The sequence below is a fragment of the Ralstonia sp. RRA genome (assembly GCF_037023145.1).
Taxonomy (GTDB): Bacteria; Pseudomonadota; Gammaproteobacteria; order Burkholderiales; family Burkholderiaceae; genus Ralstonia.
Map to the genome: position 1 here is coordinate 998,675 of NZ_CP146091.1, position 25,548 is coordinate 1,024,222.

At 59.3% G+C, this 25,548-nt stretch carries 30 protein-coding genes; 21 read left to right on the top strand and 9 right to left on the bottom strand.

Features of this window, described 5'->3' with window-relative positions:
* Window positions 1–7: 7 nt before the first annotated feature.
* A complete protein-coding gene (locus tag V6657_RS04825) occupies window positions 8–640 on the bottom strand; it encodes a DUF2968 domain-containing protein (RefSeq protein WP_048931958.1) in 633 nt (210 codons plus the stop codon).
* Between the two features lie 67 nt (window positions 641–707).
* Window positions 708–1,556 carry a helix-turn-helix transcriptional regulator gene (locus V6657_RS04830; protein WP_048932000.1) on the bottom strand — a complete coding sequence of 283 codons (849 nt, stop codon included), beginning with the start codon at window positions 1,554–1,556 and terminating at the stop codon, window positions 708–710.
* Between the two features lie 156 nt (window positions 1,557–1,712).
* Between V6657_RS04830 and V6657_RS04835 the strand changes: the two genes are divergently transcribed.
* The 6 genes from V6657_RS04835 to V6657_RS04860 all read left to right on the top strand — a co-directional run bounded on the left by V6657_RS04835 (window position 1,713) and on the right by V6657_RS04860 (window position 7,083).
* On the top strand, window positions 1,713–2,153 hold the full coding sequence (locus tag V6657_RS04835) for a hypothetical protein (RefSeq protein ID WP_053166284.1): 441 nt from the start codon (window positions 1,713–1,715) through the stop codon (window positions 2,151–2,153).
* Window positions 2,146–3,303, top strand: coding sequence for an NAD(P)/FAD-dependent oxidoreductase (locus V6657_RS04840; RefSeq protein ID WP_048931959.1), 1,158 nt, complete (start codon window positions 2,146–2,148; stop codon window positions 3,301–3,303). The genes V6657_RS04835 and V6657_RS04840 overlap by 8 nt, the downstream gene beginning before the upstream one ends.
* A gap of 343 nt (window positions 3,304–3,646) precedes the next feature.
* Window positions 3,647–3,997 (top strand): hypothetical protein, encoded by a 351-nt coding sequence (locus V6657_RS04845; RefSeq protein ID WP_137884822.1) that lies wholly within the window; start codon window positions 3,647–3,649, stop codon window positions 3,995–3,997.
* A gap of 76 nt (window positions 3,998–4,073) precedes the next feature.
* Complete coding sequence (locus V6657_RS04850; RefSeq protein ID WP_137884823.1) at window positions 4,074–4,754, top strand: hypothetical protein; 681 nt, start codon at window positions 4,074–4,076, stop codon at window positions 4,752–4,754.
* 1,397 nt (window positions 4,755–6,151) lie between these two features.
* Window positions 6,152–6,790, top strand: coding sequence for a hypothetical protein (locus V6657_RS04855; RefSeq protein ID WP_048931962.1), 639 nt, complete (start codon window positions 6,152–6,154; stop codon window positions 6,788–6,790).
* The gene (locus V6657_RS04860; protein ID WP_048931963.1) at window positions 6,787–7,083 is read left to right on the top strand and encodes a hypothetical protein; all 297 of its coding nucleotides are present in this window, start codon (window positions 6,787–6,789) and stop codon (window positions 7,081–7,083) included. Before V6657_RS04855 ends, V6657_RS04860 begins: the two co-directional genes overlap by 4 nt.
* Window positions 7,084–7,200: 117 nt before the next feature.
* Here the strand turns inward: V6657_RS04860 and V6657_RS04865 are convergent, their stop codons facing one another.
* Window positions 7,201–7,788 (bottom strand): hypothetical protein, encoded by a 588-nt coding sequence (locus tag V6657_RS04865; RefSeq protein WP_048931964.1) that lies wholly within the window; start codon window positions 7,786–7,788, stop codon window positions 7,201–7,203.
* Between the two features lie 731 nt (window positions 7,789–8,519).
* Here V6657_RS04865 and V6657_RS04870 point away from each other — a divergent pair.
* Complete coding sequence (locus V6657_RS04870) at window positions 8,520–8,957, top strand: hypothetical protein (RefSeq protein WP_048931965.1); 438 nt, start codon at window positions 8,520–8,522, stop codon at window positions 8,955–8,957.
* Between the two features lie 455 nt (window positions 8,958–9,412).
* Here the strand turns inward: V6657_RS04870 and V6657_RS04875 are convergent, their stop codons facing one another.
* Entirely contained in the window at window positions 9,413–9,766 is a 354-nt protein-coding gene (locus V6657_RS04875; RefSeq protein ID WP_048931966.1) for a helix-turn-helix transcriptional regulator, read from the bottom strand.
* 217 nt (window positions 9,767–9,983) lie between these two features.
* Here V6657_RS04875 and V6657_RS04880 point away from each other — a divergent pair, with 217 nt between their 5' ends.
* The 5 genes from V6657_RS04880 (at window position 9,984) to V6657_RS04900 (ending at window position 13,948) form a co-directional block, all read left to right on the top strand.
* Window positions 9,984–10,418: a hypothetical protein gene (locus V6657_RS04880; RefSeq protein ID WP_048931967.1), complete on the top strand. Its 435-nt coding sequence runs from the start codon at window positions 9,984–9,986 to the stop codon at window positions 10,416–10,418.
* A gap of 618 nt (window positions 10,419–11,036) precedes the next feature.
* Window positions 11,037–11,738: a hypothetical protein gene (locus V6657_RS04885; protein WP_048931968.1), complete on the top strand. Its 702-nt coding sequence runs from the start codon at window positions 11,037–11,039 to the stop codon at window positions 11,736–11,738.
* A gap of 104 nt (window positions 11,739–11,842) precedes the next feature.
* Window positions 11,843–12,985, top strand: coding sequence for a hypothetical protein (locus V6657_RS04890; RefSeq protein ID WP_182585148.1), 1,143 nt, complete (start codon window positions 11,843–11,845; stop codon window positions 12,983–12,985).
* Window positions 12,986–13,389: 404 nt separating this feature from the next.
* Window positions 13,390–13,632: a hypothetical protein gene (locus V6657_RS04895; RefSeq protein WP_048931970.1), complete on the top strand. Its 243-nt coding sequence runs from the start codon at window positions 13,390–13,392 to the stop codon at window positions 13,630–13,632.
* A 28-nt stretch (window positions 13,633–13,660) separates the two neighbouring features.
* Window positions 13,661–13,948, top strand: a complete 288-nt coding sequence (locus tag V6657_RS04900; RefSeq protein WP_053166286.1) for a hypothetical protein — start codon at window positions 13,661–13,663, stop codon at window positions 13,946–13,948.
* 1,073 nt (window positions 13,949–15,021) lie between these two features.
* Here V6657_RS04900 and V6657_RS04905 read toward each other — a convergent pair.
* Window positions 15,022–15,963 (bottom strand): hypothetical protein, encoded by a 942-nt coding sequence (locus V6657_RS04905; protein WP_137884825.1) that lies wholly within the window; start codon window positions 15,961–15,963, stop codon window positions 15,022–15,024.
* Window positions 15,964–16,357: 394 nt separating this feature from the next.
* Between V6657_RS04905 and V6657_RS04910 the strand changes: the two genes are divergently transcribed.
* The 7 genes from V6657_RS04910 to V6657_RS04940 all read left to right on the top strand — a co-directional run bounded on the left by V6657_RS04910 (window position 16,358) and on the right by V6657_RS04940 (window position 20,646).
* Window positions 16,358–16,594, top strand: coding sequence for a hypothetical protein (locus V6657_RS04910; protein WP_048931972.1), 237 nt, complete (start codon window positions 16,358–16,360; stop codon window positions 16,592–16,594).
* A gap of 25 nt (window positions 16,595–16,619) precedes the next feature.
* Window positions 16,620–17,153, top strand: coding sequence for a hypothetical protein (locus V6657_RS04915; protein WP_053166288.1), 534 nt, complete (start codon window positions 16,620–16,622; stop codon window positions 17,151–17,153).
* A 246-nt stretch (window positions 17,154–17,399) separates the two neighbouring features.
* Window positions 17,400–18,143 (top strand): DUF695 domain-containing protein, encoded by a 744-nt coding sequence (locus V6657_RS04920; RefSeq protein ID WP_048931974.1) that lies wholly within the window; start codon window positions 17,400–17,402, stop codon window positions 18,141–18,143.
* A gap of 52 nt (window positions 18,144–18,195) precedes the next feature.
* Complete coding sequence (locus V6657_RS04925) at window positions 18,196–18,678, top strand: hypothetical protein (protein ID WP_137884826.1); 483 nt, start codon at window positions 18,196–18,198, stop codon at window positions 18,676–18,678.
* 95 nt (window positions 18,679–18,773) lie between these two features.
* Window positions 18,774–19,274: a hypothetical protein gene (locus tag V6657_RS04930; protein WP_048931976.1), complete on the top strand. Its 501-nt coding sequence runs from the start codon at window positions 18,774–18,776 to the stop codon at window positions 19,272–19,274.
* 84 nt (window positions 19,275–19,358) lie between these two features.
* On the top strand, window positions 19,359–19,754 hold the full coding sequence (locus tag V6657_RS04935) for a hypothetical protein (protein ID WP_048931977.1): 396 nt from the start codon (window positions 19,359–19,361) through the stop codon (window positions 19,752–19,754).
* Between the two features lie 595 nt (window positions 19,755–20,349).
* Window positions 20,350–20,646, top strand: a complete 297-nt coding sequence (locus V6657_RS04940) for a hypothetical protein (RefSeq protein ID WP_137884827.1) — start codon at window positions 20,350–20,352, stop codon at window positions 20,644–20,646.
* Window positions 20,647–21,148: 502 nt separating this feature from the next.
* Here V6657_RS04940 and V6657_RS04945 read toward each other — a convergent pair.
* Window positions 21,149–21,544 (bottom strand): hypothetical protein, encoded by a 396-nt coding sequence (locus V6657_RS04945; RefSeq protein ID WP_048932003.1) that lies wholly within the window; start codon window positions 21,542–21,544, stop codon window positions 21,149–21,151.
* A gap of 290 nt (window positions 21,545–21,834) precedes the next feature.
* On the bottom strand, window positions 21,835–22,821 hold the full coding sequence (locus tag V6657_RS04950; protein ID WP_024542051.1) for an IS1595-like element ISRama1 family transposase: 987 nt from the start codon (window positions 22,819–22,821) through the stop codon (window positions 21,835–21,837).
* A gap of 63 nt (window positions 22,822–22,884) precedes the next feature.
* On the opposite strand from V6657_RS04950, the gene V6657_RS04955 reads away from it, so the two are divergent.
* The gene (locus tag V6657_RS04955; protein WP_048931980.1) at window positions 22,885–23,205 is read left to right on the top strand and encodes a hypothetical protein; all 321 of its coding nucleotides are present in this window, start codon (window positions 22,885–22,887) and stop codon (window positions 23,203–23,205) included.
* 72 nt (window positions 23,206–23,277) lie between these two features.
* The gene (locus tag V6657_RS04960) at window positions 23,278–23,517 is read left to right on the top strand and encodes a hypothetical protein (RefSeq protein ID WP_182585147.1); all 240 of its coding nucleotides are present in this window, start codon (window positions 23,278–23,280) and stop codon (window positions 23,515–23,517) included.
* A 161-nt stretch (window positions 23,518–23,678) separates the two neighbouring features.
* Here the strand turns inward: V6657_RS04960 and V6657_RS04965 are convergent, their stop codons facing one another.
* Together V6657_RS04965 and V6657_RS04970 are read right to left on the bottom strand one after the other, a co-directional pair.
* Window positions 23,679–24,218, bottom strand: a complete 540-nt coding sequence (locus tag V6657_RS04965; RefSeq protein WP_137884828.1) for a hypothetical protein — start codon at window positions 24,216–24,218, stop codon at window positions 23,679–23,681.
* 223 nt (window positions 24,219–24,441) lie between these two features.
* On the bottom strand, window positions 24,442–25,509 hold the full coding sequence (locus tag V6657_RS04970) for a WYL domain-containing protein (RefSeq protein ID WP_048931983.1): 1,068 nt from the start codon (window positions 25,507–25,509) through the stop codon (window positions 24,442–24,444).
* Between the last annotated feature and the right edge of the window lie 39 nt (window positions 25,510–25,548).

The following is a 25,548-nucleotide window of genomic DNA, read 5'->3' on the forward strand; positions in this document are numbered from 1 at the left end:
GGGTGCCTTACGGAGCAGGTGTCCAGTTCGGATCGTTGAGCTGCTTTTCCAGCAGACGGATCTGCTGTTGCAGCGAATCAACCTGGGCCTTGTAGGCGCGGCGTTCGACGTCCAGCGCCTGGGTTTGCTGGCGCACGGTCTGCTGCTCTTCCAGCATCTTCTGGCGTTGCGCCTGCATGATGCGGACTTCCTGACTGAGCGAGGCAGCACGCTGTTCGGCGGCCTGCGCTTCGCGCTCGAGTTGCGCTTTCTGGCCGGCGGTGACGGCGCGGCGCAGGTCGTCCTCAGCCCAGACGCGGGTCTGTCGGGCCAGCGTGTCGTACGCGCCTTCAGCCGGCGCTACCGACGCGAACTTGTACACGCGCCACAGTTCTTTGCGATACGACAGCGCGACGTAAGCGGTGGTGTCTTCATTCACCAGCAGCAGGCTCGTGCCGTAGTCGCCGTTGTAGGTGGTGCGTAGCTCGGTCAGGCGCTTTTGTGCCAGCAACTGCTGCAGTTCGGCCACGGTGCCGGCAGAGGCGGCCGTGGCTGCAGCCGGCGCTTGCGGCGTCGCAGTTTGGGCGTGAGCCAATCCGGTGCCCGCAACGGAAGCTGCGGCAGCAAACGTGAGAACGGTTCGGCGGAAGACGAGAGACATCGCAAGAATCAGAAATCGGAGCCGACGCGACTATATCAGCTTTGCCTGCGGATTCTGGCGGGATTGGTCACGCATCGTCAGCGGAGGTGGCTGCCGACGTTTCGCGTCGCCCGAAGTAGCGCGCCGGGGATTGTCCAAAGTACTGCCGGAACATGGCGATGAAATTGCTGGGCGTGGCATAGCCCAGCGCGTCGGCCACGTTGGCAACCGGCTCACCGGCTGCGAGGCGTTCGAGCGCATGCACCAGCCGGGCCTGGCGGCGCCATTGCGCAAAGCCGATTCCGGTTTCCGCCAGGAACAGCCGGTTGACCGTGCGCGGCGACACACCGGCCCACTCGGCCCAGGCTTCCAGCGTGCGCGTGTCGCCCGGTGCATCGACCAGACTTTGCGCGATGCGTGCCAGGCGCCGATCGGTGGGCAGCGGCAGGTGCAGCGGCTCGCGCGGTGCGTGGCGCAGCTCGTCAAGCAGCACCGCGGCAATGCGCCGGCTTTCCGGCGAGAGGAATTCGTCAACCGGCCAGGTGACGGCGCGCCGCACGAGCGCGCGCATGACGTCGCTGATGCCAACCACGCATGGCCGGTCAGGTAGATCGGCGCAGCACGCGGGCGCAACCAGCACGAACCAGCCGCTCATCACGCCGCTGATGGTGGCGCTATGCATCTCGCCTGGCGGAATCCAGCCAGCGCGGTGCGGTGGCAGGATCCACGAGCCATGCCGTGTGCGCACATGCATCAGCCCACTGTCCACGCAGAAGATCTGGCCCCGTAGATGGCTGTGCCAGTCGACTTCACGCGTGCCGAACTGGAGCCGGTCGTTGCTCTCGGCCGTGCCCACCACGGCGACGATCTCGGGGCCGTCTGTGCGTTCGCTGTAGGCCTTGAGGGTGGCCAGCTCGGCCGTGGGGCGGGCTGGCATGGCATCGCAGGTGCGAGGTTGCGCGCGCATGTGCGGTTGGCGGGTTTCCAATAGTTTCTGTCCAAACCACGTTATCACGTCTTTGCTGCGGTGCGCGATAGTGACCCCACGGCCCACAGGGGCCGCTCATGGACCGCAATCCGAGCAGGGGGAAACATGGCAGAAGCATTGGACAGATTCCGCATCTACGACATCTCGGCCTGGCCGATTGTGATGTTGCGCAGTGGCGCCCAGGCGCCAGGGTATGCGCCGCAGTGGGCGCGTGAGATGGAGGCGCTGTTGGCGCGCAACCAGCCGTTTGTGGTGATCCACGGCGTTCAGCAGGTGGACGAGGCGCATGAAGATCGCCGGCTGCGTGCGGTTTGGCTGAAGGAGAACAAGGCGGCGCTGGCTGCGCAGTGCCGGATACTGGTGCATGTCGAGCCTGATCCTGTGCAGCGGCTGGCTGTGCGTGCGCAGGCTGCCATTGCTGTGCAGGCATTCAAGGTGCCGATGGAAATCGTCGAGAGTTTTGATGCGGCACTGGACGCCGCCCGGCGTGCGCTGGGCAATGACGCCGATCAATCGACGCCAATTGCGGAGTGGGCCGATGTCTGAACCATTGCATGTGACCATCATCGGCGCGGGACTGGGTGGATTGTGTCTCGCGCAAGGGCTGCGCCGTCGCGGTATCGCCTTCGACGTGTTCGAGCGCGATGCCGCCCTGGGTAGCCGTCCGCAGGGCTATCGCATCCGTATCGATGCCGCCGGGCAACGGGCGCTGCAGGACTGTCTGCCACCGTCGCGCTACACGCTGTTCCGCAAGACCTGCGCGGTGCCGGCGCGCCGCGTGAACCTGTTCGATCCGCATCTGCGTCCGGTGGATGGCCGTTGGGTCGATTCGTGGCGCGACGACGATGCCGATGAGCCCGCAGACCTGAACGCTCATCGCCAGACGCTGCGCGAGGTGTTGTTCGACGGAATCGGCAAGTGGGTGCACTTTGGGCGCGGGCATGTCCGTCACCGGTCGTGCGAAGACGGGCGCATCGAAGTGACATTCGACGATGGTTCGCCGCGCATGACTGACGTGCTGGTCGGCGCCGATGGCGTGCACTCCGGCGTGCGGGCACAGCGGCTGCCGGGGACCGAACCCGCATTGACGGATGCCTCCGTTGTTTACGGCAAGACGTATCTGACGCCTGCCGCGCTGGCACGTATCGACGATCAGTTGCCGGGAAATACGACGATCGTCTTTGGCGATGGGCTGGCCGTCATCATCGATGCGATGCGTTTTGCGATGTCGCCCGCGCAACTCCAGTCTGGGCTGAGCGAAGTGGAGCCGTATCTGTACTGGGCCGTGATCGCACAGAATCACCGGCTGGGTGCGAGTGGCAACGCCGATGCGAGCGTCGCGGGGCTCTCCCTCGGCTGGGCGCGCGGACTGCGTGCGCTGTTTGCCTATGGGGACGCGGCCTCGACCGTCATGCTGCCGGTACGCGCCACGCAGTCGTTGGCGCCATGGGCAAGCAGCCGGGTGACCCTGCTTGGCGATGCGATCCACGCGATGAGCCCCGCGGGTGGCCTGGGCGCCAACACCGCGCTGACCGACGCGGCCAATCTGGCGGCATGGCTGGGCGAGGTGCGGCAGGGGCGCGTGGGGCTCGATGCGGCGATTGCCGGTTACGAAGGAGTGCTGCGGGAGACGACTGCCCGTGCGATCGACGCGTCGCGAAAAGGCACGGATGTGCTGCTCGGGGCGTTGGCTTGACGGGGGAGGGAGAAAAGAGACTGGCGGAAGCGGTGAGAGTCTCCCGCATGGCGGCTAAATCGCTGTAAATTCAACAGCTTAGTGCGACTGCATGGGGCGATTTTGGCACACCTGTTTGGCACACGCAACCAGAGCGGACCGGCTACCCGTGGAGGTTACCAGAGTGCCTCGAATGCGCGCCCAGACTCGCGGCAAAGAACACAATCATCGTCGATGCAAATAGCTGGCGTACCGGAGTCCAGGAAGGAAAACGCGAGGCAAGCGGTCCTTGGGTTGTCGGGGTAAAGAAACCGTCAAGCTTGCCGTAGGACTGCTTGATGCCCACAAGTTCGAGAGGGCGACAATGAGGCTGCTGTGCGCGTTGTATGAGCGATGGTGTGAGCTGTCGGCACTGACCAAGTTCAAGCTGACTGTCATGGGGATAGGGCTTCTTATAGGGCTGCCGACAAGCGCGATGGGGCTGGTATGGCATGAAATGCGCGTAGCACTGCAGGTGAGCAATTGTTCGGACGACCTCACCAAACCTATGCTGGATGCTCTTCTGCAGGCTGATGGGGATGCTGTCCTGCGCGCCACCGGTGCCCAAAAGATTGAGCAGTCCAGGGAGTGCGCTGCCGGTGCCCTTCAGCATCCCAAAGGAACGGTAGCCTTTCTGTTGGACGAACACCGGCGACTTGCCAACGCCGCGCACTAGCATTGCGTACCCCCTGAGGCTTTGGTCGGGGGAGCCAATCCGCAATGCGGGCTTTTATCCGCGAAAGGGCATCACGATGGAATTCAATTTCAAGGGCCTACACCCTGCCTTTCTTGAGGCGGTCAACCGGCACGAGCCGTCCATTGCCTTTGGACTTACGGAAGGCAGAGGCAAGTTTGTCTTCCTGCTGTTCATGACGACAGACTCGGTGGGGCGCATCGTGTGGGGTGCGCTTGAGCTGTTCATACTCCTCGCCGGCACCCAGAAGATGCTGAGGTTCAAGCTGCTGGGGAACCACAAAATCGCCGGCGATTTCAAGGTCCGCTTGACCGAAGACGACGAGCAGGCCATTCGCGCTGAACTCGGTCTCAGCCATGCTGCGGGCGGGCCAGCCTTTGTCCTTCACGACTTCCTGAACAAGCTGAACGGAATTATTCCGGCGTCCATCCCGCTCGAAGCCAAAATTGCCATAATCAAGGACGAGAAACAGGCGATTGAGGCTCACTGCAAAACGTACCTCGACGATGCCAGCAAGGTCTATCTCCTTGCTGCACGGCCATTGCCGGAAGGCAAGCGGCCACGCGAGGAAACGCTGCGCAAACTCTACATGCTCAATGCGGAGTCGGCAGTCATTGCTGCGTTGATTCGGAACCTGAAGAGAATACGGTGGACGACTTACTGGACGGCGACGGAGCCTACGACGGATAGGTTTGCCGAAATCTTCACCAAGGTTGCAGGTGTCGAAGCCAAGTCGTAATGGGCTGTTCGCCAGTGCTTGCGCTGCCTGTAGGGTTCCGGCCAAGCGAAGTGAACTGAGCGCAGGAAATGGAAGAGGAGAGGGCGATACCGACTACTGCCGTTTTCGCTTGCTCCTGCGAAGGGCTGGCCTTTCGGCCTTTTCGTCGGTATCGAGGTACCCGCTGACGCGGGTGCTTGAGCAATCCCCGCTGACGCAGGGGAGGTACTGCAACCGCCTATTCGGCGGCTAACCAGGTATCTACAACAGCCAAGCTTGCTCTTCGAGCTATCCCTGCTGACGCAGGGGAGGTACAGCATCCACCCATTCGGTGGATAACGAGCGCTTGCACAACAGCCAAGCCTGCTCTTCGAGCTATCCCTGCTGACGCAGGGGAGGTACAGCATCCACCCATTCGGTGGATAACGAGGCCTGCACAACAGCCAAGCCTGCTCTTCGAGCTATCCCTGCTGACGCAGGGGAGGTACAGCATCCACCCATTCGGTGGATAACGAGGCCTGTACAACAGCCAAGCTTGCTCTTCGAGCTATCCCTGCTGACGCAGGGAAGGTGCCGCAACCGCCTATTCGGCGGATAATCCGTTAGATAATCCTCGATGCCGATTAATCGATTTCGAGTGGTCATTGCTAACGTGTTTGCAGTGTAGCGAGGAGAAATGCTAATTGCAATACCTTTTTGATGCCTCAAATGAATTCAAATGCCGACAAATGTAAATCGACTGAATAAAATCGCTTCTATTTAGTGATTATCGGATGGGCGCCAAATTGACGTCCCCCGGTGCAATTTGTCCGGCTTCACGCTGGCCGCCGCACTCGATACTGGGCGAACACGTCAAGCGCATCGTACAAGCAACCAGCTGGCGGCGGCAGGCCAGAGCGGTTCCCCCGGGCTCCCGCGTGTCGCGCTGGAGCGACGCTGGCCCGATTCAGTAAGGATAAGGGAAAATTTCTGCGCAGAAAATTGTCTCGACCCTGTGCAGCGCCTGCGGACCGGTCGAGAGGTCTGCGGGGCATGCAAGACCCTGGTTCCCTGGTCTTGTCTGTCTTGTGCCGATGCCCAACAAGGCGCGTGTTCGTAAGAACTAGCAGAAATTTCCGCGCAGAAATTTCTGCACGTGTCGGCGGCGCGGCGCTATCGACACACGCTTCGCAAGCAGCGTGTAGCCCCTCGTCAGCGCACGCTGAGCGTCTGATGGTGGAACGCGGTACGTCTCCGTAAAAATTAGCGGAAATTTCTGCGCAGAAAATTCCTCGCGCTGCGAACTCTCGATTTTAATGATGCCGGGTCCGCAACGCCCGCTAGTCTCCACCTATCTTCCATCGGCCATGTCCTCCGCGACGCAACCCGCCTGTCGCTATACAAGTTGCGCCAATGTCGGCGCGTCTCATGAGGACAAAATGAACGATATCGATATTGAAAACAGCGTGCTTGCGTTGCTGGTGGGCTCGTCGCGTCTGATGCGACCGCACGAGGTGCGCGCGGCCACAGAGAACTATCTCGGGCCGGGGCGGTCGCTGGACGGCTGGTTTCTGTGCGGCGACGCATCTGCAGCCATGGTTGATGCACTGGTTGCTGCGGGAGGACCTGTTCCCGTCCGATTGACCGGATTCTGCGCTCCGAACGGCGGCAACTATGTCACGATTACACATCAGATGGGCGCGGCACAGCATCGATTCTTGCTGCCGCTCTATGAGCCGCCGGTCATCGAGTATCTGGGTTCGCTCCAGCGCAAGCCGGTCATTCAGGTGATGCTCGGCCGGCAGGGCGAAAACCAGGCTGCCGTAGTCCGCAATGGTGTGGAATGGCCAGACATCATTCCGCTTCTGACAATGTGCCAGACGGACCGCGACGCGACTGCTGACGAGACCTATAGCGAAGTGCATATGGCAACGGCTGCGGCAAGTCGAGTGGACACCGTTCCAAGCTTGTTGCGCGGAGTGCGAGTTACGGACGTGAGTGTTTCGACGGTGCTGCCGTATGAGTACTGTCTAGATGCGATTCGCAAGCAGGGCGCTCCGGAGGGGTTTTGGAAATGACCAACATCTCGGTGGAGCCACTGGCCAACGGCCCCGGTTGTAGCTACTACCTCGTCTCCGAGGCGGTAGCGGGCGGGCCGCTGGCAGTTGTAGAGGGAGAGAGTCTGGCGGAAGCACAGGCCCTCCTCGATGCGATGAGCTGCCTTCTGGGCGTCGCGCCCGGTGTCAGCCTGCATCTGGCACCCGTTGATGTCTTGCCGCAGCAGGTGCCGGTGTTCACGGTGGTGTACCTGCGTGCCCTACGGGACAGGGCGGCGCGGGAGAGTCAGATGCCAGGTACGACGCGACACTAGGACAGGCAGACAAGACATCTGTTGATTTGGCGGTGACCTATCCCTTTGGGGTGGGTCACCGCTTTTCTTGCTGCGGGCCTGCCAGCGCGGCTTCAAGGTGTCACGCTGTCGTGGGCCTTACTGGAAACCCTCCACCAGCCGAGGAATTTGCAGCAACGCTTCGCCCTTGAACCGCGACGTGAACTGGGGAGGCTTTTTGTCGACACGGAGGTCGACAGCCGAACCCATGATGCACTCTATCCAGTCCAGTCCCTTCTTCTGATAGGCCGCCCGGATGCGCTGCACGCTCGGCGCATCCGCACCGAAGCACACCCAGAGGTTGAAATAGGGCTCGTCCCCAAACATGGAGCCCACCTCAAAGTAGAGGCCGAACCGCTTGTACAGCTTGTTGTACTGGTAGGCGGTCACCTTGCTTCGGAGCGGGACAAACAAGTCCTTCAGCTTGGCGTTGTCGAACCGCAAATTCCACAGCGGCGCAAGCAGCGGGTTGATGAACACCGGGATTTCGCTGGGCTTGAAGGTCCTGGCCATCCGGAGAAACCGCTGGTGGTCCTGCTTGGCTTGCTCCATTTCAAGTTCGATGGCAGCGATGCCCGCCTGGAGGTGCTCAGGAAACAGTTCCTTGATGGAGACTTCCTCGTCCTCAACGGGCATCACAAATTTACGATGGTCGGCAAGGTTGATGATGTTGCTGGCGATGTTCATGTGTCTGTATCTCGTTTTGTTGGTTTTGTCAGCGCCGTAGCGGCGGCGCCGTGTGTTGTCCTTCCTCGGTCTAGGCGCAAGCCGCCGGGAGGCCTGGCTTCTACCTTATGTACGAGGGGCGGGTTGTCGGTCTTGCGCGTCTGCGGGGAAGGGGAATGGTTTGTTGAGCGCCAATTTATTGCTGCTTGCTGATTAATTCAACGGGTTTCGCGTATTTATTTCACTAAGTAGAAGCAGTGCTTTTTATTACCCGGGGCGGGTGACTAAATAGGAGTGCTTCTTTTTTGGGTCGCGTCCAGGCTTGTTGGGTGCGCAAACCGGGAGCTAACTCCATTCTGGCAGGCGGTCACGCTGCCGCAGGGCTACCTCACGGTTTATGTGTATCTCGCCATATTCCATAGAAATCAATCGCTTATGGGGGGTGTCCTATGAGCGAAGCCGTGTCCTCTAGGGCCGTGACTCCGGAGTGCCCAAGGCGCGACCAACCGAGCGAGGAGCTAATGAGAAATACTTTTTTCCAGTAATGCGGATGTTCTGGAAAATAGTGGTTTTTATTATTGCGGTGAGTCGTGAAAATATCTTGATTTATTATTCGGGTGGCGATAAATTTCCGACCCGCTACGAACACTAGTCCGGCAATAAGCCCAGAACAGACACCAACAACCAAGACGCTCCGCCCTCTACGGTCACCCGGCAGGGCGGCATAACCGAATCTACATCGAGAGAAAAGAATGAAGACCACGACCATGAAGACAACACAATGGCGCTGCCGTGCGGAGAGCGCGGCTGACGTAGACTTGGCCAAGTGGGCGCTGCGAGGTATCGCCAGCGCCTATGAGAACGTTCGTCCGTGGCTGCCAGAGGATGATGACGAGGACTCCTTGACACTTCCGGACGCTGGCTTCGTGTTTCGCACCGATAGCGCGCTGACGCTGAAGATGGTGCGATGGATACTCTATCAACTCGTCGACTGCCACACCATGTTCGACACGCTTGCGGAGTATTCGGAGTACACGGGCAAGCGCTTCTATATTCTGGAACCGTCTGAATACTGCGAGCCGCCGCCAAGCGAGGTCATCAAACAGGTCAAGGAGAACCTGACGGCCTACGCGGACTACCTTGAGGCGGTCCATTCTCGGGCACTTGACTGTATCGAGGCGTTCGAATGACAGCGCTCCGGTGAACGCTGGTAATGACGCCATCGAACGGCTGCAGGCTTCTTCGCCGCATCGGACGTGGCTGATGGAATTACCTGTTGAGCTGGGACGCCCCCCCGTGCGGAGGGTGTCGGCGATTCATGCCAGTGGGGCGCCACAAGCGGCGCTGTGCAATAGGCAGCGCCGCTGCGCAATAGGCAGCGGCGTCTTGCCGATGGGGAGGGGCATGCGAGCAGGTTGCTTGACCCGACAGCTCGGCGGCGCGATGCTCGCCTCGCCGGATGCAAGAATCTTTGGGGAGCCTCACCGGATTGCTCGGCTCACTCAGTTGGGCGCGGAATCGCCCGGGATTCTGAGGCAGTGGTAGCGCAAAAGCCCAAGTGGTGCGCTAGTCCCCGACCACCTGGTGCTAAGGGGGTGTTCCGCCTGCCAATATCCAGCCTACAGGGTCCTGATTTCGGGGCCCTTTACTTCTTCCGGCCGAGCTTCTCGCACATCTCTGTGACCCAGCGCCGAACAAAATCGCGCCCGTCACCGTCCAGCTTTGCCAGCATCTTAGCGATGTCGACGGCCTCATCTGCGGGCCGGCCAGTCGTTGTCCGCAGCAGTGATTCCAACGGAACCTCGAATACGTCTGCCAGTTGAATCAGGCGCGGCAGCGGCGGCAGAGTTGAGCCGCGCTCGAAGCGGCTGATTGTTTCCTGCTCGACGCCGAGCATTTCTGCCAGTTGTTCCTGCGTCAGCTCACGGGCCATCCGCTCCCGCGCGATGGCTTTGCCCAGCCGGTTCGCAACTGCCTGTATCCGAGTCGCTGTCGCCATTGCCACATCTGTTGTCGTGTAACGACATGGAGTGTCTGGCTGGCGCGCAAACAAGTTAACGACATAGAATATGGCAAAACAACATTATGTGTATGTTGAGTGGGCCGCGATGCCCGCTCAGTAGGGGAGTCCAAACGATGCGGGCAAAGCTACCGAGCAATGCCTGAGCGTCGTTGCGACCCGGCCGGTAACAGGACCATGAGGGGTCAAGACAAAGATGAAGCATCTACTGCTGGCTGCTGTGGTTGCAGCCATGGCCACAGGTTGTGTTGCGCCGAATAGCGCCAAGCGGCCTACCACCATGGTGGCTGCGCAGCCCCAGAAGCCGGCCTACCTGCCCCTTCCCAAGGCTGTCGGAGCCAACAAGAATCAGTGCTTTGTTGGTGAACTAAAGGGCTATGAGGGCATTCTGGTCTACGGCGGAGCCAACACCCAAGGTCAGTTCTACTCGTGCGTCCCCGGCGCGACTCTCCAGATTCCGGCAGCAGACCCCTATTTCGTCTCGGCCTTCGTGCCGTACCTCTGTGACACGAACAAGCCGGTCACACAGACGCCCGTGTGGGAAGGAACGCTGCTGCGCGTGACTTGCGTTTACCACGACAACGGCATTCCGCAGTCCATCCAGGGCTCGCGTATCCAGGTGGTTCGCTGACGGGGCACGGAGATGAAGAAACGCTGGCTTCTTCTATTGAGCTTGCCGAGCCTCTGCTCGAACGCATTCGCGGCGGCAGCCCTGGCTGGCGCTGACACCCCGGAGGGGATTGCCTACTACTTCGTTGGTGGCCAGCCCACTGTTGCCAAAGCTCGCGAATTGGCTTTGCGTGAGTGCCGCAGCGGCAGCGGCGCAAAGGGAACGTGCTCCATCGCGGGAGCCACCGAGGGACCGAGATACTGGGCCGTGTTCCACGCGAGCAACGGTTCCGTTGGGCTGGCTTGGAATCGTGACCGGCAGAAAGCCATCGACGAAGCGCATGCCCAATGTGGCCAACGTGGAGAGTGTCCAGACGAGGCCGCCCACGTATGGTTCGACGAAGGTCAAGCAAAAAAGGTTGCCGCAGCGCCAGCGGCCTCTGGCAATTGTCGACCGCCTACCGGCAAGGTTTTGCGGTCCGAAACGTACTGCGAGAACGGCGATTGCTCGAGGCGATTTGAGAATGGCTGCGTTGTCCACTTTCAAGCCGCCTACTGCTATGACCCGCTCGAACAGAAGTTCGTGTGGAAACCCGACGGTTGCTGAGTGAGTGATTCCCTCAACGCAGGGGCTGCATCCATGTACAAATTTCTGCTTGCTATTGTGATTGGCTTTGCGCTGCAAGGCTGCTCCGTTACCCGCGATGGCGTCCGCCTGGGAGTCGGGCCATCGACATCCGATATGAATAACGCTCGAAGCCAGCTTCAGCGGAATGCGGAGTCTTCGGCGGCGAAAAAGGTTGTCGCCGGGGCGTTGAATTCTCAAGCCACGGCAGGGCTGATTCTGGTGGGTGCAGTGGGGCCGTTACGCAAGCTTGACGAAGAGGAGCGTGACAAGGCCTATGCCGAGTATGTGCAGATTGCTGAGAAGTGGCATCCCGGACAGCCGGCTATCGTCTCTCAAAAAGACTTCGTTGCCGAAGTCGGCGGTTGGACGTCGATTGAGACGTTTAGCGTGCCGGGGCTCTTTAACCTGCGCGCGCCGGTGGTGGTGCGCAATGCCGACCTGGACACGATTGGCTTTGCCTCCACGGCAGGGTCGATGTTGCTGGGAACGACGGGAGACCTTGTTGCTGCCAAGTCAAATCTCGATGGCCTTGTGTTGATTGACCGCGTGCTGTGTAAGGACTCGGTGACGGATTACCGTGACTGCGCTGCTCAATATCAGAGAGGGCGTTTCGACCTGTCGTCGGGCGCTGAGCTCGACCGCAGCATGAAACCCAAAGAGGACGGTGTACATATCGATACAACCACGTTCAAGGTTCTGCCCACTAAAAATTGATGGGTAAGGACGCGACAGACGAGCACTTGGTACGAGTTGTCGCAGCATCCTGCCGTCCTCGCAGCGATGCTTGCGCTAGATTGATTTCACAATAAGGACAGCACATGAGGGGTAGTCGTACTGCAGCATCCGTATGCGCAATTGCAATGGCCGCCGCGCTGGCTGCATGCGGCGGTGGCGACAACGGCACGTCATCGAGCACCGGTGGCACGACGAGCACGGGTACCACTGGCGGCACGAGCACCGTTGCGTCGCAATCCGCCGCGACGGCAGCGAGCTTGGGCGCGACCCCGCTGTCCACCGGTTCCACCCAGGACATCTATGACCTGACCGCCGCCATCGGTGATAGCTGGCGACTGACCGTCGACACCAGCAACCCCAATGCGCCGACCTTCACCATCACGGTTCAATCGACGCAGTATGGGCTGAGCGGCACGAGCGCAGCGGCCGTCACCAAGACAGTGAACGGCGATTTCGTCTCCTACACGGGCTCGGGGCTCAACGTCACCGTCGACACACGCACGAAAACCATCACCGGTACCGCAACGGTGGGTGGCAAAGCATCCACCGTGACCGGCACCGGTTACAGCGCGACGGACGGTACCAAGCTGGCTGGCACATACGCTTATGCCGGGCGTACAACGAACACCGACGGCAGTTCTCCATACCTCGCCGCCGGCGAGTTCAACATCGCAAGCGATGGCGCGACCGTGACGGTTTGCGAGAACGGTACGTTCAATGGAACGGGCTGCACTGCGGTGGGCAACAATGTTCTTACCACTCGCAACCTGACCATGGCGTACAACGCAACCTTGCCAGGGTTCGAGTTGAAGTCCAGCGGCACGCGCGCCGGAGTCGTACGTGTCGCCGCTGGTGACCGTGGGCCTGTCGTGCTCATCGACTGGTTCAACACGACGAGTTCTCCGATTCGCACGGGTATCCTCGGCGGTGTGAAGCTGGCGACGCTGGCCGGTAACGAATTCGATGGTTCGTGGGTCTGCTCGGATGGCTTGACGCCGACGGTCAGCGGGACGGCGGTCACTGCCGGCGGCGTGCAGTACGTCCTCGATTACAACAAGCTACCGGTCCAGGCGACCACTGGCTATTCGGCTCTGGGTTTCAACGGCGTCGCGGCTGTGATGTCGAGTTCCGCCTATGTCGGTCACTTCGTATTGCCGCTGTCCGCAAGCATCGCGCTCTATGGCAAGGTAGGTACCAACTTCCTGGCAATCTGCGCCAGGCGATAAGCGCGGCCGCGCCTTCCGAAGTGAAGTGAGCCCGGAACACCCCAGGGGGTTGGGGCTCGCACGCGGATGTTATTTCGGTCTCAACATGGCACGAAGGCTGGGCTGTTGACTGTTGATGCCGTACCGCGCAAGAAGCGGTCGGCTACCTGGCAATCATGGCCGCGATGGTTGCGATGGCGACAGGCATGCCGAGCACGGCGACTCCAGTCGCGAGCCGCATCGCGACTCGGTCGATGTTTTCTTGCGACGCAGCGAAGCGGAGTAGCTTGTCTGTGAGTCTCATGCCACGAACCGTCCCCGAAGGGAGGATGTTTCCGGATTCGCCGTTATCGCACACTAACGGCTTGGCTCGCAACGAAGAACAACGCGGAGGGGGGGTGCGTCGCACAACCGTTGGAATCATCATGGCAGTAGCCGGACAGGTCATGAGCGGTGTGGCGGTCTTTATGGACTTTGCCGTCGCACCCGCGCAGGTTTGTGGCACCCCCGCTACGGTGAACGTCTGGCTCGTCACTGCGGCCATGGGGCCGTTGCTTGTTCTGGTTGGCGTCGCATTCTATGTGGATGGACGGATGAAGCAGTCCGGCGAATGGGCAGCATGGCAGACCGCTCAGAGTGATGCGAACCGCAGAGCTGGCGAGCGGTAGAGGCTGCGTAGTGCCTGGAGGCTCGCTCATGGAACACCAGTTCACGCTCAGGTTCAAGCTGTCCGCGTCCGACGCTGACCATGACGCTATTGTGGAGTTGTTGGGGGCAGTAGGTTGCACTGACGCGCTGGTTGGCATCGGTGCGGCTGGATATGTGTCCCTCGAATTCTGTCGCGAAGCGGCATCGGCCGCCGAAGCAATTCGTGCGGCGACAGCCGACGTGACCGCCGCCATTCCCGGTGCCAGTCTCGTTGCGGCTGAGCTGGAGTCGCCAGCAGGAACGCGTATCGACATCGCAAAGGGGGGCGGCGCATGAAATCAGAGCAAGTTCTCATCGATGCGATTGAGCGGGCCTTGTTGAAGCGATTGGATGCACTGAATCGACGCTGTGTTGTCGCCGCTCTGTCAATGCCGTCGACTGCCATCGGATGCGAGTTCAAAAAGGCACTACGCGATGAACTACGCAAGCGGCAAGAATCGAAACAGGGCCCTCGCAAATGAGCCACTCTGATTCCCCCAATACAGGGACCGTGCGCGCAGATGTGTTGCTGACAATCGCAGAAGTTGCTGAAAGGCTGGGCGTGAGTCGCCCGGCTGCTTCGTTGCTTGCCGATATTGGCAAATTAGGTGACGTCGTGACAGGCAGTGATGGGCACCGGCGCGTTCGTGCGTCTGCTATCGAAGAGTGTCGGGTTGCGCGCAGTGAGCGGACCAACGATGCGGCATCTCCCCGGGCTGCGGGCGTGAATGCAGGGCTGTATGGCTACCCCGAGCGCTACTTTCAGAAGAGGACGGTGGCTGACCTTCTGGCAGAAATGCCCGATGGTCTGCCACGGGTCCCTGGGTGGGACGAAATGCCCGACGTCGGCTTCGAGGTGCCGCGTGTATCTAAGTGCTGAACAAACGCGACTGAGTGTCACGAGAGACGAAAACTGAAGGCTACGTGCAGCGAGTGAAAAAACGTAATGCCGCCTGGGCAACCAGGTCTCACCTGGAGTGGGAATTCTGCAGGGATGCGGATAGAGAACCTCGCCTACGACGGCTGCCTCTTGGCGGCCGTCGGTCTTTGGAGCGTGGATGATTCCATCATCCACCATGAAGCGCAGATAGCGCCCAACTGAGACGCCGACGCAGGATGCTCGCGTCGGGACTCCGAGCGTCGGGAGGCAAATTTGTCCAAACATTGCCAGTGCTCCAGCGCAATCGATGCGCGACAGTGAGCTTGTCGTCGGGATGGTCCTGGCGGCTCACTTAGGAGATTGAAATGAACGCATCCAACCGACCCGTGTATCCCGAAAACCTTCCCAGCAAGACGGGCGGGCCATCCGGCGGTGGGCGCAGTAACAATGTGCCGAAAGGCAAATAAGCGGTAGGCGGTCGATGTCGCTGCTAGGCGGCGGCATTGACCTGTGGTAGCGCCAAGGCCTTCACTTCTTCGCTGTGCTCACGGTGGTAGCGTAGCCAGTATGGGTAGCGGTCGGCTACCCAAGCCTCGAAACTCTTGTGGCCACACGGGTATTCCGGCCAGGGCCATATCTTGGCGACTTCGGGGCTGCCGGCCACTAGGTGGGCAGCATCGACCAAGCGTTGCGCATAGTGGCCAAGCATGTTCAGGTTCTTGGCACACCAGAACTGCGGGTAGAGGAGCTCGTCCGACCGCTTGAGGCCGTAGGCGTCCAGCAGGACGTGAAGGGTTGCCAAATCTGGACTGTGCGTGCCGGCACTCCAACGATTGAGTGTGCTCTGGTCCAACCGAGTCCGGCTGCCTTCGAAGCTCGACAATATCTGCCCAATGCTGTTCTTGCCCAGCCGACGCTGCAGCTCGTCGTAGAGCAGGCTGGTCGGATTGCGGCCAGGACGCGTGCTGGATGGCATCACGCAACTGAATACGGAGTCGCCGCCGGCAGCCAACTGCACGTCCCACGCAGCCAGATAGCCCAGGTGAGCCTCCACGCTCATGGCGAATACCAACGCGCGCAAATCATCGAGCTGACTTGCCTGCAGGAATGCTTCGTACGCCTCCGGCCACAGGAGATGCTTGAGCAGGGGATGCGCGGCGATGTAGTCAGCAGTGCCGGGAAGGTCGCCGCCCAGGCCCATGTGCAGCGCTGTGATGCCGGCGCGCTCGAGGGCTATGAGGTAGTAGTGGTGCTCTTTCCAGTCTTCCGGGCCCGTATCGAATCCGCGAAAGAGCCACTCAAAGCGGCTCCGCTCCTCCACCATGGCTTTGGCAGCAGCGTCTCCCGCTAGCGCACGGTTGAATTCCTCCCACTGCGGTTGGCCACCAAGCTTGGCAGAGAATTCGTCGAGCACGCCTGCCATCAATCGCATGCCTTTCACCTCATCCTGGTGCTCCTTCCGGAGGAAGCGAGTCAGGCGCTTCCAGGCGGCCGCGAGACCCAGAGTCGTTATTTCCCGCTGGGTGCCTACGCTGTACAGCTTCAGGTGCACATCTGGCGAGAACGCGAAGAGGCCAACTCGCGAGGGGGGGACTGGCTTACCCTCGAACGGGGTGTGGAAAACGGCGTTTGACCTTGCTTTCTTGGACATGGACTTCCCGAGCTGCTAGTCGCAAACCGACGTAGCGTTGACGGCGAACGTGTTCAGCAGTTTTCAGTATCTGGCGCGACGCCGACGCGTGCAACCCGCCCCACCTAGTCGCCAATCGCGCGCCCTTTGAGAGCAATTCGTCGTGCTAGGATTCTTCGACCCGAATGGAGGGCTTATGGCAGACCTGAACAGGCGACGCGTTGCAAAGAACCATGAGATTGCGGTCTCGCTCAGCGGCGACGGTGAGAGGGCATCTATCTTCGTGAAGGCTCCCAGTGGCCGAGGTACCCACGAGGTTGTCGAGATAAGTGCCCTGCTGGATGGCGGCATGTCGGAAGGCGAAGCCCTGGACTTCATTGCCAAGGTGGTCGAGATTGGCGTGATGAGTAGCACAGAATTCGGCAATGGCTGATGCACTAATCCACCACGGTTTACCTATGACCGCCTCGCTTTCCACAACTTGCCTGCCGCTCGATAGCCCGCGATGGGCGGAGCTTGACCACGCATACGGGAAAGCGCATGACACTCCTGCACTCCTTGCGCAGCTGGAGGCATTCCCATCCTCTCTCGACAATGCGGAGCCTTGGTACTCGCTGTGGAGTTCGCTGGCACATCAGGGCGACGTCTATCCCGCATCCTTCGCGGCGGTCCCCCACGTTGTACGCGCGCTGGCTATTGCGCCGTTGAGGGCCGATTTCGCCTACTTCCAATTTCCTGCAGTGGTGGAAGCTTGGCGCCAGCGGAAAGGCGTACAGGTGCCAGAGGACCTTCACGCTAACTACTTCGCCGCTCTGGCTGCTCTGCCGCGACTCGTCGCGGCGGCTGCCGACAAGGAGTGGGATGGCGGATTCCTGTCGTGCGCGCTGGCGGCTATCGCGGCAGCGAAGGGCAATGGTGCGGTGGCTGAGGCAGCGCTAGAGCTTAGCCCCGATGTTGCGCCCGAATTTCTCGATTGGTTCTACTCCCGGTAGAGCGGCGGACCGTGTTCGACCAAAGCACTGCGACCGAGGCTGAGCGATTCAGGAAATCACGATAGATACGTTTGTCCTACTGCTCGCTGCCAAGAGGGTGATGGCGAAGCTCAAGAAGGTGTCGGGCCGCGCCGAGCCTTTTTCCTCGCGTGGCTTCAGGAGAAGGTCGCCAACTTTTAGACTAGGTATGTCCTTTTCCGAAAATCTCCGCGAGAGTAAGGCGCTCGCTAAACCGGAGGCGCAAGCATGGCTGAAATCTGGGAAGTGTTTCCTGCTCAGATGGGTGAACATCGCGCGTTCATCAGCTTCAATTCGACCTTTGCGGAGGTAGCGGAGCAGGACACAAGAACGTTTCTGCTTCGAGTGCGCGTGGAATTCAAGCATCCCACCCCTGAAGGGATGCCAGGGGAAGATGAATTTCAGGAGTTGAAAAAGGTTGAGGACCTGCTGGCCACAGCAATTGCTGCTGGCGGCGGTATTCAGGTGGGGCGTCTCACTGTGAGAGGCCATCGACACTTCTACTTCTACGTCGCTTTCGGGGAAGAGAGCGCTCAGGAAATCGCGGATGCCGTGAGTCCCCAGACGGCATATGAGCTTGCATACGCCTATCAGCAGGACGCGGAAAAGGAAGGGTATTGGAAGTACCTTTACCCTACGGCTGATGATTGGCAGGTCATCCGGGACTTGCGCGTGCTGGATGTGCTCAAGGAGAAAGGAGACATCAACTCGGTGAGTAGGCAGGTCGCGCACTGGGCGTATTTCCCAGAGCGAGAAAGCGCCCAGCAGTTCGCAGATTGGGCGAGGGAAAGTGCATACGAGGTCAACGCTATTGCAGCGACCGATGACAACAAGACAGTCGTGCGCTTCGCCCGCGAAGGCACCATGGAGCTCGAGGACATCACGCACCACACTATCGCTATCAATCGCAAAGTGCGGGAGCTCGGTGGAGACTACGACGGCTGGGAAACCACAATCGAGCGCGGTGACTAACCCTCATCGCTTACCGCTACCGGCCATGAAGCGTCATTCGAAACGGGGCAGAATGGCCGACAATCAACGACCCGACTCTAAATGGAGTGAAACAGTGGCTGACGCGCTTACGGCCAGTAATTTTGAGATTCATTTGTTGGAGCTAGACCCTCGGGAAGATAGCTTCGTTCTACGGGTGGACAAGCTAGTTGAGTCGGTCCCACTCTCGTGCCAAGCAGACCTAATCCCTTCTATCTTTCGATTTTTCGAAAAGTATCCGCTGGAGGACTGTGGAGCGCCCGGGACTTTGGTCCATCTAACGGAGCATTTCTACCCCAGCTACAAAGATATTCTTCTCGAGTCACTGGCCCGGGCACCGTCGCTCAACGCTTTACTGATGGTCAACCGCATGCTGAACTCGGACTTGCCCGAGCAAGAGCGCGAAGAGTATTTTTCAGCGCTACGCGGTGTTGCCGAGCGCGTTGATATTCATCCAAGCCTCGCAAACCAAGCGAGTCGCTTCATTTCCTATCAAAGCCAGAAGAGCGGCCGGTAGTTAGGCCACCAGCGACCCCTTCAGGCCAAATGCTGTCGTTCCTCTCACCGGGCATACTGGCGTTATAGAGGAATGGCAATCCCCCTGCGAAGAACATGAACCCAATCAAGAGCTTTAGCTTGGATGTTGAGGGCCTTGGAATAATCTTCTACTCACCGTTCGCCACGGCTTCCATTGCTGAGGGTGATGACTATCTCGAGAGGCAATTTTTTGACCCCGATTTGGTTGCGGCGCAAGCGGTCGAAGGCCGAATAGTTGGTGTGAGCACGGGCACTCCAGGTCGGTTCTTGATGAACGTGTACAGGGGTTACCCGGAAGAAGCCGTCGTCGAAAAGCACGACTTCAAACTCCGGTTGGGGATTGAGGTGCGCGACAGGATGCTTTGCATCAGAGACCTCTACGATTTGATGGACTGGCGTTCCACATGTCCGCCAGGCCAGTCGATTGAGCTTGATGACGGCTTCTATCACGTCACCTTGCTTAGCAGCGAACCTGCGTCCGGCGTGATGGGGGACAATCAACTCGTTGGCATATATCTACAGCAGCTGCCTGAGATGCCAAAGCTCAGATACAGCGGCGTGCCAACGTTGTGCTGACCCGCAGCCGTTGGCAGTCCGCTCTCGGCCAGAAGCGGCCGTTAGACAGTTGGACCATGTCCGTCGACCAGACCCAGAAAGACCATGCAAATTGAAGAGCTGTATCAAGCCATTGGAAAGCTCGCGCTCCGAAGTGCCACCGACCTCAACGGTAGGTTGCTGGTGTATGCGGAAGTCCAAACCGGCGTGATTGAGTCGGCGTTGTTCTACGAGCGCGGTGATGCCCGAGTGGTGACATTCCGGCATTGCAACGATGAGTTACTGAGCGCCCTGTATGAGATTTGGGAGCGCTGGCAAGAGGTCCCAGGTAACGAGGCGTGGTTCTGTTTGAGCTATCTGGTGCAGGGTGGAAAATTCCAGATTGACCTCGCCTACCCAGACCAAATTGACCCTGATGAGGGAACTCCCGAGCGTCGTCCCAGGATGGTCCGTCACTACTTTGGTGAGGTCGAAGTCGACTACTCAGCGCCATACGAGTGACCGTTTCACTGTCGAGCGCTCGCCGTGTCAGAAAGATGCCTTTTGCGCCGGCATGCCGTCGCCCGCTTCCGGCCAGAACCAGCCGTTAGAATTGGCAGCAAGGATTGGTTCCAGTTCACCTGTGCAACTCGAAATAATCGCCGCCATTGAGGCATTCGAAGCTTGGGACCTGCCTTGGAGGTTCCTAGCCGACGTGACGGCGTGGCCCACGCTCACCGCTGCAGACCGCACAACGATTCAGCAAATCTGGATGGAGGCCTGTGATGTACGTCATTGGCACCACGCGGACAGCGCGCAAAACGCGGCGGCTTCAGACCTAGCACTACAGGAGCGCTTTCCTTGGCTCACGGAACACGCACGAGCCCAATTCGTCCGCGCAGCATCGTATGAGTGGAAGTGAGTAGGCCGCCGTCCGCTTTCCGCTCGGCAGCAGCGAGGTGACTTCGTGTCGGAAACACAGACAATCGAACGCGCGGCCAAACTGGCGACCGCGTACTCAAAATTCTGAGCAGAGAAAGGAGGCTGGATGCCTTTGTTGTGCGGCCCTAAGAATTCTCGCTATACCTACACTGGCAGTGCGTGCCCCCATACGGACTTGGCGCTGCAGGTCGATGCGGAGACACTCGGCGATGCATTGGTCCAGTATGAGCGACATTTTGACGTTCGAATTTCAGCTCATGTCGACGCCGAAGATGCTGAAGAAAAGCATGGCGACAAGTATTTTCGGTACGTTGATGAGAAGAGCGGTGAGAACATGTTGGTCGATATCCATGTCTTCCGAGGAGATGCAGAGTTGTGCCCCAAGCAGAACCTCAATTTTCCGCTGGAGGTACGCGAGATGGTCGGCCGAGAAAGACGGCTCATCGGACAACTGCAATCCGAGATGACGTAGCTTATCGATTGAGGTGGTTGAGAGCACCATACCGGAGCGCCTAGAAATCGATGAAGGCTGGTTCAGCCAATGTGAAACGACCAATCACATTGCCATAAGCGAATGACTTTCTGCAATTGGCCAACGGCGGGTATTCCCGAGCGTCGGAGCCTTCGCCTCAGAAGAGCATTTGCATGAACTGGGAAATCGCTCACAATCCAACGCAACGGAACTGTGGCTGACGCCTACACTCGAGTGAGCGACTCAGAACTTCGAGAGGAGCACTATGCTTACGTGCTCGATATCGCCGATAGGCTAGGGCTTCCACCCGATGTCGTTGCACCTGTTTTTCGCGAGACTCTGCGAGCCTTGGCTGCAGGGGCAACGGTGGAGACGTATGTGGTCCTTCTCGCTGCCAAAAAAACGCTATCGAAACTGAGGAGCACCGCCGGCGCCAGTGGCCCGTTTCATAGCGAATTCTGAGCTGGTCGGAAAGTCCCTCCTAAGCCGCGCGAGCTTCGGGCTATTCGGACCAGACCACGTCGACCTCCCGCAGCAGGTGACCAGCGAGAACATAGTCGCCCAGCTTTTCCGCTTTTGCCTCCAGTCTTTCCAACTCGCCTGCAGGCAAACGTCCCAAGTCGAACTGACAGTAAAGGTTTCGCTGCCGGAACGTGGCTTTCGGCCGCGCGAGACCTGCAACCAGCGCAGCCGGTGACTTGACTGTGATGCTTTCGTGGCCACGGAACTCGACACGGATGCCAACCTTCTGGCCCTGCCGTCCGAGCTCAACGGCGTCTTGCCAGCCTGATTCGTAGTCCAGCTCGACAATCGAGATACCGTGCGTATCCAGCAGTCTCAGTGCCTCGTCCCGCGTGCCGGCGCGTGCTGATGCAGGCACCTTCGAATTGCTGTCCATGTCGATTCGGGAAGGCATGCGCGCCACCTGTGCTGTTTGCATCATCTGGGTCAAGGCAAGTCTGTTCGGACTCGCTCTCTGGTAAACGTAGTTGACTGGACCATGGCTGATAGGCACGGCTAATGGAGTGCGGGCAAACGCTTGCCGCTCCGCTGCTAGCGGCGCAGTCGTCACACCATTGCTGCTCTCATTGACAGGTGCCATCGGCTGCAGATACTGTATAAATATGTGGGGTATCCACTTAGCTCCACCAGCACAGGATAACTGGATGGATATACAGTATTCGTATGCTACACCGTCTCGACCCGGTTCACTACATCCGCATACGTCACAGGGCCGGTAACGACCGCTTGCTGAAGCAGCCGATAGAACAAGAGACCGCGCGAGCCCGAGGTGCGGCGATTGAAGCGGAACACGAACTCATCCAGGTAGGCGTCCAGATGTTCGGGCTGAACCGAGCCGTGATGCGTGCCGAGAATCCAGCGTTTGACCAGTGAAGCAACCCGATGAACGCCAGCCATCGAAACGTGAGCTGGCACCTCGGCACCCAGCATCACATTGCGCTGGTGTTCGTAACCCAGCTTGCTCAATGTCCGGTAGGCTGCTGACCCGTCAGTTCTGACTTGGGCGCCAGGCTCAATCGACGCCTGTATGAACGGGATGACGCATTCGGCGCCATCGTTCTGGATGCGCTGCAAGCGTATCCGGCCGAAGCCCTTGGGCTGAAGCATTTCGACCGCAAGGATGACCAGCACTTTGCTCGTGCGGTTCTTGCGGTTGATGGCCGAGATAGGGGCCTCTCGGTCCGTGATGGCCAGGTAGGTCTCGTCAACCTCTACACACCCCTTCAGGCGTTCGCGGTCCGGTCGCACCATAGCGCGGCGAAACCGGTGCAGCATCGTCCAAGCGGTCTGGTAGCTTCCCAGGCCTAGCACCCGTTGCAAACCAAGGGCGCTGACGCCTTGCTTTTGATTGGTCAGATACCACGCACCAGCCAGCCACACACGTAGCGGGGTACGGGTCTTGTCGAATATCGTGCCAGCGGTCACCGTCGTTTGGTGAGCGCAACTGCGACACATCAGGCGCGTGCGGCTCGACCGATAAGGCTCGGCCGCTACGCCGCAATCAGGGCAAACGAACCCCTGCGGCCACCGCAATCCCTCCAGGTAGGACAGGCAAGCCTCTTCCGTCCCGAACCGGTCCAGAAACTCGTTCCAGTTACGGGGGTAGTCCTTCCCCGGTTCTGGGGGTAATATCTGCTTTACCTGTATATCCATCCAGTGATTCTGGCATGGCTGGAGCTAAGTGGATAGCCCTTATAAATATACAGTAATTCGACCATGACCGCCCGTGACTTCCCCTCCGCACCGACGCAGCGCAACAAGCTCTCCCGTGAGGCCTTGCGAGCAATCTGGCAGCGCAGCCCTACGCCGGAGGTGCATGAGCTGCTGTGGGAAATCTATCGTCTCCAAGACATAGCCAGACAGGCACAGAGCGTGGTGACGCTGGCGCGCATGTTCGGCGTCGACAGGCCATTCCTGGCGCGGCTGGACACGCTCGATTCCGCGCTGTTCGCCGAACCCTGTTTGTGGGAGCGGCCCCTTGCTTGGTCAACGGACGAGGAACAGGCCCTGAAACGCCTGTCGCGCAGCCGCCGGTAATTTGGCCACGTTTGGGGTCACACAATGACGTTCCCTCTACGGCAACGCTTCCCGGCACTCACCCGAAAACGCTTGCACGACATTCAGCAGCAGTACGGCCACGACCCCGTTGTACGTCGGCTCTTGTGGGAAATCCGGTGCCTGCAGGTTGTCGTCATGCGTGCGCGTCAACTCGAGCAGGCGATGCCGCCAAGTGAGGGCACCACCGATACGGGCATCATCGTCAGTGCCCTTCGCAGCGAGCTCGCGGCTGAGTCCTGGTTGCTAGAGTGGGAGATAGAACGAGACACCTGCGGAAAGATGCCGCCATGATGAATGCCTACAATGCGCCATCGCTTCCTTGGGTACGAGGAGAGGCCTCATGTGTACAAACTACTCGCCAGCGAAGGTCGAGCGATTGAGAGTGCTTCTAGGCCTCGGGCCTCCGCTTGACTACCCGCCCGAGCAACGCCCGGCCCCGACTGGAACAGCCATCACGGGTGGCTACTAATCAGGTCCTCACTTAGTTTATCGGCTTGCGCGAACAGCAACATCTCGACCATCTGATTCGTAACTCCTCGACCTACCGCATTGGCGATATCAATAAGAAGCTTGTTGTACGACGGATAGCAGTTTTGCGATTCTATCTTTCTCAAATTTCTCTCCCTCTGGCGGAGCTTGACTACACTCTGCGCTCTTGGGACTCGAGAATTTCGACTTGGCAGCGACGGGAATATCCTGGGGGCAGTAGCGCCCGCCAGCAGCTGAATCGCGTTGAGTGAGATGCATGTCCTGGCGTCGGCGATGGCGAAACTATTCGGGTTGCGAATGGTGAGTGCCTTGGACCAAGACGCCATGCCTTGCACCCCGCGTGCGAGGATGCTCTCTTCGCTGCCAGTGCCATAGAGGCGGAGATTATCTTCGGTGTTTCGACGTATCCCTCCCCACGTCTGGATATACCAATCGCAGATTCTTTTGCGGTCATCATCTGACCCGTTAAGCCAGGCTTCGTGCAACGCTGTCTTCAAAGCCAAGTTCTTCTCGAACCAATTCCTACCTAGAGCCTTGACTCCGAGTGGAACTGTATCCTCGTTGAAGCTCCAGTCGTATACGACGGGTAGAGAGTCAATGTTATCGGCGACATATCGAAGTACGGTCTCGTGCATTTCAGACTTGAGGAGGGATGAGCTATCAACTGTTCACTTGAAACGCAAGTGTGGGAATGAGGGGCAACAAGGAGGAGCCCACGACTTGCTACTAAGCCGGCAAACCGTAGCGTTTCGCGAGTTCAGCGTAGTTGCGCGCAAACTCTTCCCGAAGCGACGGTGGGCTGATAATTTCGACAGTCGGCCCCAGGGAGCGAAGCCACCACCTTAGCTTTAGGCTTGGCACGACAGTTCCGCTCACCCTTAGGCGGCCATCGGGGAGCGGTTCGACACGCTGGTCTTTAGACATCGGTGTCTCTTTGAGATGATTTCCCGCGCTCTCCTCGAAGGCTAGTTCGAGCAGAACGGGAGCCTCCGGCATGAAGTCGAAGACCTGTTCGGTTTGGATATAGGTGCGTAGGCTGAAGTCCTTAGGGTAGGGGAATGTCTCCCCCGTTTCAGCAACCGAGACAATGCGGTCTAGGCGGTAAAGCGTGCGGAGCCACTTCGGTTTTCCTTCCTCCGGCTTTGGCGCGTATGCCGGGTTCTGGGCGACCATATACATGATGCCACCAGACTCAACCAGCGCCAGTGGCCACAACGGTTTCGCTTTTATTTCCCCAGTATGGTCTGGCTTGTAGGCCGGTCGATACTGCACAAGCAAGACCCGCTCGAAGAATGTCGCCGTGACCAAGGTCTGGAAGATTTCGGGGTTGAGCTTCGGCCGTATGAGAGCAAATGCTCCATCGACGGAGTCCACTTTGTCGGCCCATGCACGGTACAGGCGGCTGTCTTCCTTTTCCTGCGAAAGGCGAGTCTCTGCTGCCTTGAACAGCGGCTCGATATCTTTGGTAACGGCGTTGGGCAGCTTGTCTCCGGCAAAGCGCTGGAGGATGTGAAACGCCACTGCCTCAGATGCGCTCATCAGGCTCACTGCTTCGCGGGTACCCTGCAGCCACGGTTTGCGCTGCCAGAGTAGCTCTCGGCCGTTCTCAATCGATACGACGAGCTTGTCTCTTTCAAGAGCAGCGAGATGTCGCTGCACTTTCTTCGTGTAGCCGACACGATGTCCACGTTCTTCGAGTCGCCGATGCACCTCTGGCGTAGACAGCCACGCCTCCGCGTCCCGCTCGGTGGGGAGGATGCGAAGAATCGCTTCATCAAGGCTCGAAGTCGTCATGCCAGGAGTTGTTCTATGTGGTTTCGTGGCGGCCTCACC

Bases quoted from the DNA above. Each gene is read 5' to 3' on its own strand.
- V6657_RS04825 (WP_048931958.1), bottom strand. From the start codon at position 640: ATGTCTCTCGTCTTCCGCCGAACCGTTCTCACGTTTGCTGCCGCAGCT.
- V6657_RS04830 (WP_048932000.1), bottom strand. From the start codon at position 1,556: ATGCCAGCCCGCCCCACGGCCGAGCTGGCCACCCTCAAGGCCTACAGC.
- V6657_RS04835 (WP_053166284.1), top strand. From the start codon at position 1,713: ATGGCAGAAGCATTGGACAGATTCCGCATCTACGACATCTCGGCCTGG.
- V6657_RS04840 (WP_048931959.1), top strand. From the start codon at position 2,146: ATGTCTGAACCATTGCATGTGACCATCATCGGCGCGGGACTGGGTGGA.
- V6657_RS04845 (WP_137884822.1), top strand. From the start codon at position 3,647: ATGAGGCTGCTGTGCGCGTTGTATGAGCGATGGTGTGAGCTGTCGGCA.
- V6657_RS04850 (WP_137884823.1), top strand. From the start codon at position 4,074: ATGGAATTCAATTTCAAGGGCCTACACCCTGCCTTTCTTGAGGCGGTC.
- V6657_RS04855 (WP_048931962.1), top strand. From the start codon at position 6,152: ATGAACGATATCGATATTGAAAACAGCGTGCTTGCGTTGCTGGTGGGC.
- V6657_RS04860 (WP_048931963.1), top strand. From the start codon at position 6,787: ATGACCAACATCTCGGTGGAGCCACTGGCCAACGGCCCCGGTTGTAGC.
- V6657_RS04865 (WP_048931964.1), bottom strand. From the start codon at position 7,788: ATGAACATCGCCAGCAACATCATCAACCTTGCCGACCATCGTAAATTT.
- V6657_RS04870 (WP_048931965.1), top strand. From the start codon at position 8,520: ATGAAGACCACGACCATGAAGACAACACAATGGCGCTGCCGTGCGGAG.
- V6657_RS04875 (WP_048931966.1), bottom strand. From the start codon at position 9,766: ATGGCGACAGCGACTCGGATACAGGCAGTTGCGAACCGGCTGGGCAAA.
- V6657_RS04880 (WP_048931967.1), top strand. From the start codon at position 9,984: ATGAAGCATCTACTGCTGGCTGCTGTGGTTGCAGCCATGGCCACAGGT.
- V6657_RS04885 (WP_048931968.1), top strand. From the start codon at position 11,037: ATGTACAAATTTCTGCTTGCTATTGTGATTGGCTTTGCGCTGCAAGGC.
- V6657_RS04890 (WP_182585148.1), top strand. From the start codon at position 11,843: ATGAGGGGTAGTCGTACTGCAGCATCCGTATGCGCAATTGCAATGGCC.
- V6657_RS04895 (WP_048931970.1), top strand. From the start codon at position 13,390: ATGGCAGTAGCCGGACAGGTCATGAGCGGTGTGGCGGTCTTTATGGAC.
- V6657_RS04900 (WP_053166286.1), top strand. From the start codon at position 13,661: ATGGAACACCAGTTCACGCTCAGGTTCAAGCTGTCCGCGTCCGACGCT.
- V6657_RS04905 (WP_137884825.1), bottom strand. From the start codon at position 15,963: ATGCGATTGATGGCAGGCGTGCTCGACGAATTCTCTGCCAAGCTTGGT.
- V6657_RS04910 (WP_048931972.1), top strand. From the start codon at position 16,358: ATGGCAGACCTGAACAGGCGACGCGTTGCAAAGAACCATGAGATTGCG.
- V6657_RS04915 (WP_053166288.1), top strand. From the start codon at position 16,620: ATGACCGCCTCGCTTTCCACAACTTGCCTGCCGCTCGATAGCCCGCGA.
- V6657_RS04920 (WP_048931974.1), top strand. From the start codon at position 17,400: ATGGCTGAAATCTGGGAAGTGTTTCCTGCTCAGATGGGTGAACATCGC.
- V6657_RS04925 (WP_137884826.1), top strand. From the start codon at position 18,196: ATGGCCGACAATCAACGACCCGACTCTAAATGGAGTGAAACAGTGGCT.
- V6657_RS04930 (WP_048931976.1), top strand. From the start codon at position 18,774: ATGAACCCAATCAAGAGCTTTAGCTTGGATGTTGAGGGCCTTGGAATA.
- V6657_RS04935 (WP_048931977.1), top strand. From the start codon at position 19,359: ATGCAAATTGAAGAGCTGTATCAAGCCATTGGAAAGCTCGCGCTCCGA.
- V6657_RS04945 (WP_048932003.1), bottom strand. From the start codon at position 21,544: ATGGACAGCAATTCGAAGGTGCCTGCATCAGCACGCGCCGGCACGCGG.
- V6657_RS04950 (WP_024542051.1), bottom strand. From the start codon at position 22,821: ATGGATATACAGGTAAAGCAGATATTACCCCCAGAACCGGGGAAGGAC.
- V6657_RS04955 (WP_048931980.1), top strand. From the start codon at position 22,885: ATGACCGCCCGTGACTTCCCCTCCGCACCGACGCAGCGCAACAAGCTC.
- V6657_RS04970 (WP_048931983.1), bottom strand. From the start codon at position 25,509: ATGACGACTTCGAGCCTTGATGAAGCGATTCTTCGCATCCTCCCCACC.